This window comes from Ensifer sp. Root558 (assembly GCF_001427045.1).
Lineage (GTDB): Bacteria > Pseudomonadota > Alphaproteobacteria > Rhizobiales > Rhizobiaceae > Ensifer > Ensifer adhaerens.
The window spans coordinates 1-13,362 of sequence record NZ_LMGC01000021.1 but is presented as its reverse complement, the minus strand read 5'-3'; the positions used below and the strand labels follow the sequence as shown (position 1 = coordinate 13,362).

At 62.8% G+C, this 13,362-nt stretch carries 11 protein-coding genes; 2 read left to right on the top strand and 9 right to left on the bottom strand.

Annotated features, from left to right (window positions below; all coding sequences use genetic code 11):
• From ASD63_RS19505 to chvI, 9 genes are all read right to left on the bottom strand, one after another.
• Positions 1–732, bottom strand: coding sequence for a nucleotidyltransferase family protein (locus ASD63_RS19505; protein ID WP_034801678.1), 732 nt, complete (start codon positions 730–732; stop codon positions 1–3).
• 10 nt (positions 733–742) lie between these two features.
• A complete protein-coding gene (tsaE, locus tag ASD63_RS19500) occupies positions 743–2,254 on the bottom strand; it encodes a tRNA (adenosine(37)-N6)-threonylcarbamoyltransferase complex ATPase subunit type 1 TsaE (RefSeq protein ID WP_082572943.1) in 1,512 nt (503 codons plus the stop codon).
• On the bottom strand, positions 2,254–4,734 hold the full coding sequence (locus ASD63_RS19495; protein WP_051659589.1) for a PAS domain-containing sensor histidine kinase: 2,481 nt from the start codon (positions 4,732–4,734) through the stop codon (positions 2,254–2,256). Before ASD63_RS19495 ends, tsaE begins: the two co-directional genes overlap by 1 nt.
• Before the next feature lie 306 nt (positions 4,735–5,040).
• Positions 5,041–6,441: an adenosylhomocysteinase gene (gene ahcY / locus ASD63_RS19490; protein WP_034801698.1), complete on the bottom strand. Its 1,401-nt coding sequence runs from the start codon at positions 6,439–6,441 to the stop codon at positions 5,041–5,043.
• 166 nt (positions 6,442–6,607) lie between these two features.
• On the bottom strand, positions 6,608–6,898 hold the full coding sequence (locus tag ASD63_RS19485) for an HPr family phosphocarrier protein (protein WP_034801682.1): 291 nt from the start codon (positions 6,896–6,898) through the stop codon (positions 6,608–6,610).
• Positions 6,898–7,299 carry a PTS sugar transporter subunit IIA gene (locus ASD63_RS19480; RefSeq protein ID WP_034801684.1) on the bottom strand — a complete coding sequence of 134 codons (402 nt, stop codon included), beginning with the start codon at positions 7,297–7,299 and terminating at the stop codon, positions 6,898–6,900. The genes ASD63_RS19485 and ASD63_RS19480 overlap by 1 nt, the downstream gene beginning before the upstream one ends.
• Before the next feature lie 156 nt (positions 7,300–7,455).
• Positions 7,456–7,914, bottom strand: coding sequence for a serine kinase (locus tag ASD63_RS19475; RefSeq protein ID WP_034801686.1), 459 nt, complete (start codon positions 7,912–7,914; stop codon positions 7,456–7,458).
• Entirely contained in the window at positions 7,911–9,644 is a 1,734-nt protein-coding gene (locus tag ASD63_RS19470) for a sensor histidine kinase (RefSeq protein ID WP_218685636.1), read from the bottom strand. The genes ASD63_RS19475 and ASD63_RS19470 overlap by 4 nt, the downstream gene beginning before the upstream one ends.
• Before the next feature lie 239 nt (positions 9,645–9,883).
• Positions 9,884–10,609 (bottom strand): two-component system response regulator ChvI, encoded by a 726-nt coding sequence (chvI, locus tag ASD63_RS19465; RefSeq protein WP_034801691.1) that lies wholly within the window; start codon positions 10,607–10,609, stop codon positions 9,884–9,886.
• A gap of 324 nt (positions 10,610–10,933) precedes the next feature.
• Here chvI and ASD63_RS19460 point away from each other — a divergent pair, with 324 nt between their 5' ends.
• Together ASD63_RS19460 and arfB are read left to right on the top strand one after the other, a co-directional pair.
• Positions 10,934–12,544, top strand: coding sequence for a phosphoenolpyruvate carboxykinase (locus ASD63_RS19460; protein ID WP_034801700.1), 1,611 nt, complete (start codon positions 10,934–10,936; stop codon positions 12,542–12,544).
• A 203-nt stretch (positions 12,545–12,747) separates the two neighbouring features.
• Positions 12,748–13,182 (top strand): alternative ribosome rescue aminoacyl-tRNA hydrolase ArfB, encoded by a 435-nt coding sequence (gene arfB, locus ASD63_RS19455; protein ID WP_034801693.1) that lies wholly within the window; start codon positions 12,748–12,750, stop codon positions 13,180–13,182.
• Positions 13,183–13,362: the final 180 nt, after the last annotated feature.

Sequence of the window (13,362 nt, the reverse complement as noted above, 5' to 3'; positions counted from 1 at the left end):
TCATCCCTCCGGCTGGAGGCGGCGGATCGCCGCCTCCGCTTCGCCGATCGCCTCGGGCGTTCCGACCGTCATCCAGTGACCGTCGAGCAGCAGGCCGTAAAGACGGCCTTCTTCGGCGGCGCGATCGAAGTAGATGTTGAGATTGAAGGCGTCGTCGGGCGCGTCGGCAAAAAGCCGGGAGTGAAGCGCGATCGCGCCGGCATAGACCACCGGGTTCGGCAGGCCTTCGGCGTAGCGCGTGAGCTTGCCGTCGTCACCCAGCGAGAAATCCCGCTTGCCGTTGTGGCCGGTCGTATCCTCGTCGCGCACGCAAAGGAGCAGCATGTCCATGCGCTCCGCGTCGAAGGCGGCGGCCAGGCGCGTCAGGTTGCTGGGCTTGCCCTTGGGCTCGCCGACCCAGAAGAGATCGGCATTCATCACCAGAACCGGCCCCTCCGGCAGCAGTTTCAGCCCCTTGGCGAGACCGCCGCCGGAATTCATCAGCGCCTCGCGCTCGTCCGAAATCACGATCTCCGGGGCGCTGCGTTGGCTGAGATGGCCTTCCATCAGGTCGGCGAAATGATGCACGTTGACCGCGGCCGTGCTGACGCCGGCCTCCACCAGGAGGTCCAGCACGTAGTCGATCATCGGCTTGCCGGCGATCTCGACGAGCGGCTTTGGCATGGTGTTGGTGATCGGACGAAGACGGGTGCCGAGGCCCGCGGCGAGCACCATCGCATTGCTGATCGACATTGATTCTCTGTCAGTTCGCTGATTCGGAAACGAGGATTCCGGTCTTCATACACCAGTCGTGCAAGGGTTTCAGCGATTCATGTGAAAGCGCCGCCTGAAGATAGGCGAAAGTGCGCGGCATGTGCTTCATGTAGCCGGACTTGCCGTCGCGCTGCATCAGCCGCACCCAGATGCCGACGAGCTTGCAGTTGCGCTGCGCCGACATCAGGTGCCAGTCGCGAAGGAACATAGCCTCGTCGAAGCTACCACCCGCGCGCCGTTCGGCGAGATAGGCGTCCATCATCCGGCTTGCGAGCGAAGGCGGGATGGTGACGCGGGCATCTTGAACCAAGGACGCGACGTCATAGGCAGTCGGACCGATCATTGCGTCCTGGAAATCGATGAGGCCGATCCGGTTCAGACCTTCGCGTTCCCCGCGCCAGATGATGTTCGGCGAGTGAAAATCGCGCAGCAGCAGGTTCGTTTCGGATGTCTGCAGGAGGTCGATCAGGCCGTCCCAGATCTCTCCATATTCGCGCTTCTCGTCGTCGCTTGCCGGCGCGCCGCGTTTCCAGGGCAGATACCAGTCGGTCAAAAGCCGCGTCTCGATCTTCATCGCCGTCCGGTCGAAATCCGGAATGCGGTGGATCACAGTCGGCTCGACCTTGATCTCGGCCTCGGCCGGTTCCGCGTGCAGGCGAGCAAGCAGCCGCGCGCTCTCGATGTAGCGTTCGTCGATCGGCTCTCCGTCCGCATCGAGAACGCCGTCCGAGCCCAGATCTTCGATCAAGAGGACGCCCTGGTCGATGTCGCGGGCGTAGATTTCAGGTGCCGCGAAGCCGCGGGCAATGAGCATCTGGTCGACGGCGACGAAGGGAACGACATCTTCGGCGATATGCGCCAGCTGCTGATAGTACTTTCCGTCCTGAAGGATCGGGCCCGGCTTGTGCCGCGGCGAATCCATCAGAATCCGGCTAACGGAGCCGTCCGCCGGGTAAATGCGCTCATAGGCCCGGATCGAGGCGTCGCCGCTCAGGTGCCGCCGCCGCGCCTTGGAATGTCCGTTCGTATCGAGAAACTCGCGGATCGAAAGCGTTCGGGCGATGCGCTGCAGCGTGTCATCAGGCGCCGAAATCCCGACGCGTCGCCCGTCCTTCTCGTGGGTGATCGCAAGCGTGATGCGACGTGAGGGGAGGGCGTCGTCCGCCCGTTCCGGCCATTCGACCAGGCAGATGCCCTGCGACAGGGCTTCATCGAAGCCCAGTTCGTCGAGCTCGCTGGAATCGGCCAGCCGGTAAAGGTCGAAATGCGCGACGGGTATGCGCAAGTCGTAGCTCTGGACCAGCGTGAAGGTCGGGCTCGGCACTTCCAGGCCGTCGTCATCGGCGACGGCTCTCAGAAAGGCGCGCGCCAGTGTGGATTTGCCGGCGCCGAGATCGCCCGAAAGAGCGACGCAGTCGCCAGGCTTCAGGGCGAGCGCCAGGTCCTCACCAAGCTCGATCGTTGCCGCCTCGTTTGCAAGATGGCGCTCGATCGCCGGCATCATTCGGCCGCGACGGTGGACGGCACGTCGGCCGAAGGGATGCGGCAGGTCACTTCCGTGCCTTCGCCTTCCTTGCTGCGGATCGAGACCGTGCCGTGATGCAGGCTGACGAAGCTCTCGACGATCGAAAGCCCGAGGCCGGCGCCGCCGCGCTGACCGTGGCTTTCAAAGCGGTTGAAGACCGTGTCGAGCACGTCCTGCGGAATGCCGGGGCCGCTGTCGGAGACCGAGAAGATGAAGTCGCTGCCCTCGCGGCGGCACGCCAGTTCGATGACGCTGCCATCGGGGGCGAAGTTCGCGGCATTGGTGAGCAGCTTGACGAAGATCTGCTTCAGGCGCTGCTGATCGGCGACCATCCGGCCGAGATTATCAGGTGCGGCGATCCGGAGCGTCACTCCGCTTTCGGTCAGACGGTCGGCCATCTGATACGCGATGTCGTCGAGGAAATCGGTGAGGCTGATGTCGGCAAGGTCGAGCTGGACGATGCCGGCGTCGACGGTCGCAAGATCGAGGATGTCGTTGACGATCGTCAGAAGCAGCGACGACGACGTGGCGATATGGTCGACATACTCTGCCTGGCGCTCGTTGAGGTCGCCGAACGCAGGCGTCTTCAAGAGATCGGCGAAACCGATGATGTTGGTGAGCGGCGAGCGCAGCTCGTAGGAGACGTGGTGGACGAAGTCGTTCTTCAACGCATCGGCCTTGCGCAGCGCCTCATTCTTTTCGGTGAGCGCGCGCTCGACCCGGACGCTGTCGGTAATGTTGACGAAGGTCAGCATCGTCTGGGCGTTCGGCAGCGGGATGACCGCGTAGTCGAGAATCAGCCCGGTCCTGAGTTCGAGAATGCCGCGGCTGGAGGGCCGCTCGTCGTCGAAGCTGGTGATGATGTGGGTGAAACGCTTCCAGCCGTCGGGCTGGTCGTAGGAGATCAGGCAGGCCTGCTCGATCGCCTTGATATGCGTACCGGGTTTGGCTTCAGCCTCGCTGATGCCCCAGATCGCGCGAAACGCCGGGTTCGACAGGCGGATGCGGCCGTCCGGGCCGAACACCGCTACGCCTTCGGCCAGGTGATCGATGGTTTCGCCCTGGACCTGGACGAGGGTGTTGTAGCGCGTTTCGAGGTCGACCTTCTCGGTCAGGTTCTCGAACACCCAGGTAACGCCGCCCTGCGGGCGGGCGGTGGCAAAGACGCGCAATGTCTGTCCGTTCGGCAGGTGCCAAAGGTCGCTCTGTGTATCGAGCGCCTGGTAGACCGATAGTGCGTTCGCCTTCCACTGTTTCCAGTTGAGCTGTTCCGGCAGCTGGCCGCCGGCGCGCAGCCGATCGAGCACTTCGCCATTGTCCGGCTTGCGCTCCAGGAAGCCGATATCGAGGTTCCACAGGCGCTGGAAGGCCTGGTTGTAGAACTGCAGACGCTGGTTGCCGTCGAAGATCGCGACGGGCGTCGCCAGATGGTCGAGCGTTTCCGCATGGCTCTTGAGCGTGCGGTTGAGCTCTTCGCGCACGGCCTCGATCCCCGAAATATCGACTGCGATACCGGCCGAACCGGCGGCGCTGCGGGCGTCGACGACGTCGAAGAAGGTGCGGTTGCCGCGCACGACGGTCGAGACCTTGTCGTGGAAAGGCGTATCGAACGTCGAGACCGACCGGATCTTTTCACGCGCAACGGTCGCAAGCAACTCGCGCTTTTCCGCGACGGCGGTGGCGACATCGGGTGCCTCGACGGCGTCGGCATAGGCTTCGTTGACCCAGACGAGCGCGCCGTCGGTGCCGCGCTGCCAGACGGGCAGGTCGATTGCGTCGAGGAGTGTATGGAAGGAGCGAAGAGCGATATTGAGCCGGTCGTGTTCGAGCTTCAGTTCGGCGAGCTCCGCCCGCATGTTGTTGAGCGCGATGAAGCGCACAAAGGCGCGGCCGCCGGAAACGCGTCCCTGGGCTTCCAGCACTTCATTGCGCTGCGTTTCGATGACGAGATCGAAGCTGCGCGCCTGGGTGCGAAGCGCCTCGATCGATTTTTCGAGCTCGCCTGCAGACTGCGCCTTGACCCAGCGGCCGAAGGCCAGGAAGTCGCGGTCGTCGGAAGGCGCGCCGGTTTCCGCCGGCAGCTGGCCGAGCAGTTCGGCGCGTTCGAGAAGCCCGTCCCAGATGACGATCCGGCGGTTCTTGTCGGCGACCAGCGCTTGGTAGCGCGAGAGGCGCTGGTTGGCGTCGGAAAGGTCGGACCTAAGCTCGCGGTTTTCCGCCTCGATGTTGCCGCGCTGGCGGATCAGCCAGATCGCCGAGATCATCGCAGCGGAAATGACGCCGATCAGCACGGAAAAGGTGACGACCTCCGACGAGCCGAAGATGCCGGCCTTTTGCGGGACAACCTGGGCGAGAGCATCCGTGGCGGTGAAAAGGGCGGTGCCGGCCAAAAGGCGGCGCAGGAATTTCGGACCCTTGCGGCGGATGGCCGGAAAATCTGTGTGGTCTTTGTTCATGGCGCTGCCATCCCCGTCTGTCCGAAGGGTGCTGCCGGCCTTGCTGCGCCTTGCACAGTTCCACCGGGGCCCTGTTCAAGGGTCCGCGTCAGTTCCGATTGCATCCCCGGTCTGTCTCCGTCTGTTTGCCGCTAATTCGACAAGACATCCCATCCGCGATGCCCAAGGTCCGCACCGGCATCACGAATCAATGGGTTAGAGCATACTTCCTAGTCGAATCGTCGGGAAGGGAGAGGCCCAAAAAAGCGGCCGCGCTCTCTTGTCAAGAACGCGGCCACAAGATGTTGTGGATTGCCCGGGTAAGGATTAGTACCGGTAGTGCTCAGCCTTGAACGGACCCTGCGTCTTCACGCCGATGTAGTCGGCCTGCTCTTCGGAAAGTTCCGAAAGCTTGGCGCCGAGCTTCTTGAGGTGCAGCCGAGCGACCTTCTCGTCGAGCGCCTTGGGCAGGACGTAGACTTCGTTCTTGTACTTCTCACCCTTGGTGAAGAGCTCGATCTGGGCCAGGACCTGGTTGGAGAACGAGGCCGACATCACGAAGGACGGGTGACCGGTGGCGTTGCCGAGGTTGAGCAGGCGACCTTCCGAAAGCAGGATCATGCGATTGCCCTTCGGGAACTCGATCATGTCGACCTGCGGCTTGATGTTCGTCCACTTCAGGTTACGCAGAGCCGAGACCTGGATCTCGTTGTCGAAGTGGCCGATGTTGCCGACGATCGCCATGTCCTTCATCTCGCGCATGTGGTCCATGCGGATGACGTCCTTGTTGCCGGTCGTCGTGATGAAGATGTCGGCCGAGGAGACGACGTCTTCGAGCTGGACGACTTCGAAGCCGTCCATGGCGGCCTGGAGCGCGCAGATCGGGTCGATTTCAGTGACCTTGACGCGGGCGCCGGCGCCGGAAAGCGAGGCGGCCGAACCCTTGCCGACGTCGCCGTAACCGCAGACGACGGCGACCTTGCCGGCCATCATCACGTCGGTGCCGCGGCGGATGCCGTCGACCAGCGATTCCTTGCAGCCGTACTTGTTGTCGAACTTCGACTTGGTGACGCTGTCGTTGACGTTGATCGCCGGGAAGGGCAGCAGGCCCTTGGCCTGGAGCTGGTAGAGGCGGTTGACGCCGGTGGTGGTTTCCTCGGTCACGCCCTTGATGGCGTCGCGCTGCTTGGTGAACCAGCCCGGCGAAGCGGCAAGCCGCTTCTTGATCTGCGCGACGAGGATTTCTTCTTCCTCGGAGCCCGGGTTGGAGAGCACGTCCTCGCCGGCTTCGGCGCGGGCGCCGAGCAGGATGTACATGGTGGCGTCGCCACCATCGTCGAGGATCATGTTCGAGACGCCACCGTCGGCCCACTGGAAGATCTTGTCCGTGTAGGTCCAGTATTCTTCGAGCGTCTCACCCTTGACGGCGAAGACCGGAACGCCGCTGGCGGCGATCGCGGCTGCGGCGTGGTCCTGGGTCGAGAAGATGTTGCACGAAGCCCAGCGTACGTCGGCGCCGAGCGCGACCAGCGTCTCGATGAGGACGGCGGTCTGGATGGTCATGTGCAGCGAGCCGGTGATGCGCGCGCCCTTCAGCGGCTTCGAAGCGCCGAACTCTTCGCGGCAGGCCATCAGGCCCGGCATTTCCGTTTCGGCGATCGCAATTTCCTTGCGCCCGAAATCGGCAAGTCCGATGTCGGCGACGATGTAGTCCTGAGTGGTGGTCATGGAGTTCTCCGGGCTGATCTCTTCAAGCCGCGCGGCCTTGGCCATCTCCGCGGCGCGATTATGCCTCCCACGCCTATACGACGCGGTGAGAGTGCGACCGATCTATCAGGATTCAGGGTGGAGAGCAACCTCGATATAAAGAAGTCTTTATATCTTTATATTGCCGTCAGATTTCTTCGCCGAACTTGTCGGCGACCAGAGCGTCGAGCGCGTTCAGGGCTTGTTCGGCCTGCGCGCCGCTGGCGGTCACGCAAACGCTGCAGCCGGTGCTGGCGGCCAGCATCATCAGCCCCATGATCGAGGTTCCGCCAACGGTCATGCCGTCCTTCGAAACGGTGATCTCGGCGTCATAGGCCTCGACCGTCTGCACGAACTTTGCTGACGCCCGCGCATGCAGGCCCCGCTTGTTGATGATCAGCAGTTCGCGCGTCAGCGACATGTCGGGGCGGTGATCCATTACTTTCCACTCAGGACGCGGCTGGCGACGTTGATGTATTTCCGCCCGGCCTCGGAGGCCTCGACAAGTGCCTTGTCCATGTCGCTCTCGCCGCGCACGCCGGCAAGCTTGATCAGCATCGGCAGGTTGACGCCGGCGATCACTTCGACGGTGCCGCTGCGCATCACCGAGATGGCGAGGTTGGAGGGGGTCCCGCCGAACATGTCGGTGAGAATGATGACGCCGTTGCCTTCGTCGACATTGGTGACCGCGTCGAGGATATCCTGCCGACGCTGGTCCATGTCGTCCTCGGGGCCGATGCAGACGGTCTCTATAGCTTTTTGCGGACCGACAACATGCTCAAGCGCATGTCGAAATTCCTCAGCCAGCTTGCCATGGGTGACAAGCACAAGTCCGATCATGGGTATCTTCGCTCCAACTGCACACGCAATTCACTGATGGCCAGATATCGCAATGCAGCAATTTCGTCCACCTGTTGGGGAGGGCATCTTGGCAAGGAAAAGGGGAAGTGCAAGCCAAAAATGCCGAAATTCCGGTCGCGCTGACGGTAAATCGGGCTAGAAACCTATTTTTTCAGCGATGAGCGCCTGCAAAATATTGAGAACCTGGGCGCCTTCTTCAACGGGAACGCGAACAATCGGCAATACGCGCCCGAGTGGCAGGGGGAATGTCTCGTCTTCGGGCGGTAGCCGCGGGTCGAATGGGGCGGCGACGGGCAGAATGGCCCAGTCCATGACGGCGGCAGGCACGGTTTCGATCGTGCCGATGCCGGCGCCGCGGATTTCGATGAGGCCGTGAATGGAGGGCGGGCAGCGCGCCACGATCCGGCCGTGTTCGAGCGCAAGATCCACGCGGTCGTCGGCGACGAGCGCCGCGAAATGTCCGGCCTGCCGGGCGGCCGTGATGCAGGCGAGCGCCAGTCTGGATTTGCCGCTGCCGGACGGGCCGGTAAGCAGGAAGCCGCGTGTCCCGAGCACGATTGCGGTGCCGTGGACATTGGCGCGGGCCGTTGTCACGCGTGCGGCTCGGCGGGCAGGGACAGGACGAAGCGCGCGCCGGTGATATGGCCATCCGGTCCGGCGATGTTCTCGGCCTTGAGCGTGCCGCCATGGGCTTCGGCGATCTGCCTGGAGATCGACAGCCCGAGGCCGGAGTTCTGTCCAAAATCCTCGCCTTCCGGCCGGTCGGTATAGAAGCGCTCGAAAATGCGGTCGATGTCTTCGGCCTGGATGCCCGGGCCGTTGTCCTCGACATAGACGAGGCAGCGCGAGCGCGAGCGGGTGAGGCGCACGACGATCCGCCCGCCGTCCTCGGGAACGAAGGAACGGGCGTTTTCGATCAGGTTGGTAATGATCTGGCCGATGCGCAGGTCGTAGCCGCTGACGGCAAAGCGCGCCTTGGGGCTGTCCTTGCGGTCGATGACGAAATCGAGCAGCACCGCCTTCTTCTTGCTGCGGACCTGTCGCGAGATATCGACGAGGTCGCCGAGGAGTTTTTCGAGATCGATCGTCTTGGCGTCGCTGCGGGCAAGTTCCGCGTCGAGACGCGAGGCGTCCGAGATATCGCTGATCAGGCGGTCGAGACGGCGGACGTCATGCTGGATGACGTCCATCAGCCGCTTCTTCGATTCGTCGGTCCGCGCCAAAGGCAGCGTCTCGACGGCGCTACGCAGTGAGGTGAGGGGGTTTTTCAGCTCGTGGCTGACGTCGGCGGCAAAGTTTTCGATCGCGGCGATCCGGTCATAGAGCGCGGTCGTCATCTCACGCAGCGCGACCGAGAGGTTGCCGATCTCGTCCTGGCGCGAGGAGAAGTCGGGAATTTCCTCGCGCTCCTTGGCGCCGCCGCGGCGCACGCGCACCGCTGCTGCCGCAAGCCTGCGCAGCGGATTGGCGATCGTCGACGACAGAAGCAGCGACAGGATGATGTTGACGAGCGCCGCGACGCCGAAGACGCGGATGATGGCGAGGCGCTCGGCCTGGACGATCTTGTCGATGTCGCCGGCCTGGGTCGAAAGCAGGAGCACGCCGAGAACGGCGCGGAAGCGCTGGACGGGCACCGCCACGGAAACGATGAGCTCGCCCTTCTCGGTAACGCGCTCGACATAGCCGCGCACGCCCGTCAGCGCATTGGTCACCTCAGGGTAGATCGAGCCGTTGCCACCCGGCGGTTCTTTATAGAGCGGCAGGTTGCCCGGCTGCAAAAGCTTGTTCAGCCAGCTGTTGAGCTTTTCGCCGATGCCCGTCGCCTCCGGCTCGATCGGCGGCAGGTCGAAGCGCAGCACCTGGCCGCCGCTATAGAGATGGCGCGAATCGAGCAGCAGGTCGGCGTCCGCGTCGAACAGGCGGGCGCGGGTGCGCGTCGGCGAGATCAGCCGGCGCAGAACCGGCGCGACACGCTCCTGGATGATCGGGAAGTCGAGATCCTCGTCGCTCGGCAGCGGCGTGATGCTCTGGCCGGCCTGCAGTTCCAGCAGCTTTTCGGGATCGATGGTGATCGAATTGGTATCGACCGAGGCGGAAGCGGAGATCGCGCCGGCGATGATTTCGCCCTGGGTCAAAAGGCTTTCGACGCGCGCGTCGATCAGCCCCTCGCGGAACTGGTTGAGGTACATGATGCCGCCGACCAGAACGACGAGCGCCACCAGGTTGAAGAAGACGATACGGCGGGTGAGGCTCGAGAAGACGGCATTGCCGAAGAGACGACGAATGAGCGTGAAGGGATGCGCCCAGCGGCGCTGGCCCTTCAGTGCCTGGGCACGCCCGTCAGTGTCTTCAATGTCGCCGTGCAAGACTTCTACCAAATGTCCCGCTCCCGCGCGGACTGTCCTTCATAATCGTTCGATAGCGGCGGCGCTGCCGGCCGGTTGCGCCGCCTTCCATGGTTTTGATCCGAAGACGGCGGAGATCGTGTCGAGCCTCAGATGAGGCCATCACCATCGCGCCGCTTCAAATGCGCCACTCTGGGCTCGATGGCAAGCCCCGAGGCTCAGGCACTCTCCCGGAAACGATAGCCGACACCGTAAAGCGTCTCGATCATGTCGAAGTCGTTGTCGACCATCTTGAACTTCTTGCGCAGCCGCTTGATGTGGCTGTCGATGGTGCGGTCGTCGACATAGACCTGTTCGTCATAGGCAGCGTCCATCAGTGCGTCGCGGCTCTTCACCACGCCCGGGCGCTGCGCCAGCGAATGGAGAATGAGGAATTCCGTCACCGTCAGGGTCACCGGCTCACTCTTCCAGGTACAGGTGTGGCGCTCCTGATCCATCACCAACTGCCCACGCTCGAGCGAGCGCGACGGCGCGTCGGTTGCCTTGACGGTATTGTTCGGATTGGCGGCCGCGGCTTCGCGGTTGGCGGCGCGGCGCAGGATCGCCTTGACGCGTTCGACCAGAAGGCGTTGCGAAAACGGCTTGGTGATGAAGTCGTCGGCGCCCATCTTCAGGCCGAAGAGTTCGTCGATCTCTTCATCCTTGGAGGTGAGGAAGATCACTGGCAGGTCCGACTTCTGCCTCAGGCGGCGCAGCAGTTCCATGCCGTCCATACGCGGCATCTTGATGTCGAAGATCGCAAGCTGCGGCGGCCGGGCGAGCAAGCCTTCGAGCGCGGAAGCGCCGTCGGTATAGGTCTCGACTTTGTAGCCTTCTGCCTCCAGGGCGATGGATACGGACGTCAGAATATTCCGGTCATCATCGACAAGCGCGATGGTCTGCATCGTGTTCAACTCCGTCTTTTGAGGCGCCGGTCCCGTCCCCGAAAACTCCGGCATTCGCGAGTCACGGGTGCGTTAGTGAGTATAAAGGTGGAACAAATTGTGGCGAAGCCCAAAAAGCACCTGTCGTGACGATAGGATAGGTCCTGTCAGATCGGTGTTCGGGAGGTCGATTTCAACCGATTAAAAAAACGATAATTTTCTTTAAATCGATTAATATACTGAAATCATTATTCTTTTTTTGACGTCGCCTTGTTTTTGAGCGAGCATGCAAGTAAGGTCCGGCGAAATTCAACGCCAATGGCCAAACACGAAGGAAGCTTGACCATGGAGCAACTCGGCACTCGCAATCTCGCGAACGGCTTGGAAAAACTCGGCTTTATCGACCTGGAAACGGTTCGGTACAACCTCGAAGCCGCAGAGCTTTATGAGGAAGCTCTTCGCCGCGGCGAGGCTGAGCTGACGGCACACGGTGCGCTCGTCGCCCGTACCGGCCAGCACACCGGTCGCTCGCCGAAGGACAAGTTCGTCGTTCGCGATGCGAACACCGACGACCAGATCTGGTGGGACAACAACAAGCCGATGTCTCCGGAGCATTTTGCCCTGCTGCGCAAGGATATGCTTGAGCACGCCAAAGGCATGTCGCTCTACGTGCAGGACCTGGTTGGCGGCGCCGATGCCGACAACGCCCTGCCGACGCGCGTCGTTACCGAGTACGCCTGGCATTCGCTGTTCATCCGCAATCTGCTGATTCGCCCAGCCCGCGAAGCGCTCGGCTCCTTCCTGCCGAAGCTGACGATCATCGATCTGCCGAGCTTCAAAGCAGATCCGGAGCGCTACGGCTGCCGCACCGAGACGGTCATCGCCTGCGACTTCACCAACGGCCTGATCCTGATCGGCGGCACGTCCTATGCCGGCGAAATGAAGAAGTCGGTCTTCACCGTTCTCAACTACCTGCTGCCGAAGAAGGGCGTCATGCCGATGCACTGCTCGGCAAACGTTGGCCCGGCCGGCGACACCGCGATCTTCTTCGGCCTCTCCGGCACCGGCAAGACGACGCTTTCGGCCGACCCGACCCGCACGCTGATCGGCGACGACGAGCACGGCTGGGGCGAGCAGGGCGTCTTCAACTTCGAAGGCGGCTGCTACGCCAAGGCGATCCGCCTGTCGGAAGCCGCCGAGCCGGAAATCTACGCCACGACCCGCCGCTTCGGCACCGTCATGGAAAACGTCGTGCTTGACGAGCGCCGCGTTCCTGATTTCGACGACGGTTCGCTGACGGAAAACACCCGTTGCGCCTATCCGCTCGACTTCATCCCGAATGCCAGCGCCACCGGCACCGCACCGCAGCCGCGCACCATCATCATGCTGACCGCCGATGCGTTCGGCGTGATGCCGCCTATTGCCAAGCTGACGCCGGAACAGGCGATGTACCACTTCCTTTCCGGCTACACCGCCAAGGTCGCCGGCACGGAAAAGGGCGTTACCGAGCCGGAAGCCACCTTCTCGACCTGCTTCGGCGCACCGTTCATGCCGCGTCACCCGTCGGAATACGGCAACCTGCTGAAGGACCTGATCGCCAAGAACGGTGTCACCTGCTGGCTGGTGAACACGGGCTGGACCGGCGGCGCCTACGGCACCGGCAGCCGCATGCCGATCAAGGTAACGCGCGCTCTGCTCGCGGCCGCGCTTGACGGCTCGCTGAACGCTGCGGAACTGCGCACCGATGCCAACTTCGGCTTTGCCGTTCCGGTCTCGGTCCCGGGCGTCGACGACGGCATCCTCGACCCACGCTCGACCTGGGCCGATGGTGCAGCCTATGACGCACAGGCCCGCCGCCTGGTCGACATGTTCATCACGAACTTCGCCAAGTTCGAGAGCCATGTGGACGGCAGCGTTCGCGACGCGGCTCCCGGTACGAAGATCGCCGCCGAATAAACATTGTCGGCTATGATTCACGTGAAACCCGGTCCTTGTGGCCGGGTTTTTCGCTTTCGCGTCTGCTCTATGTCCCTTTAAATCCTCTTCGATCTAAGGCGAGCCAGAGTGCTACGGCGACCTTTGCGCCTCTGATGAGACGCGCGGCGCCGCAGTGTTTTCAACGGGTTCGCTCTGTGCCATAGATCGGGCCGAGGTGAACCATGGCCAGCGACCCGCTCTACATAAACGACAATATCGTCCTTGCCGGCTGGGAGCTGACGGAGCAATTCGTGCTGGCCGGTGGCCCGGGCGGGCAGAACGTCAACAAGGTGTCGACCGCCGTTCAGCTGTTCTTCAACGTCCAGGCGTCTCCGGCGCTTTCCGATCGCATCAAGGCCAACGCCCTGAAGATCGCCGGCAAGCGCGCCTCGAAAGAGGGCGTGCTGATGATCGAGGCGAGCCGCTTTCGCAGCCAGGAGCGCAACCGCGAGGATGCGCGCGAGCGGCTGAAGGAGTTGATCCTGAAGGCTGCCGAACCCCCGCCGCCGCCGCGCAAGAAGACCAAGCCGACGCGCGGTTCCGTCGAGCGGCGTCTCAAGGAGAAGTCGGGTCGCGGGGAGATCAAGAAGCTCAGGGGCCGGCCTGGAGGCGATTGATTCTTTTTGCGGCTCCCTTGCCTTTTGGCGGGCAGCGCCCTCTCTTATCGAGCAGTGTTTTCGCAAAAGGAGGTGGCATGAAAGAGACCGCGTCCGCTGAGAGAACGGATCACTGAGATGCAGGTGATGATTGAGGGACAGCCACGCTTCCGGCCTTTCGGCTTATCCTGTTGGGGTTTT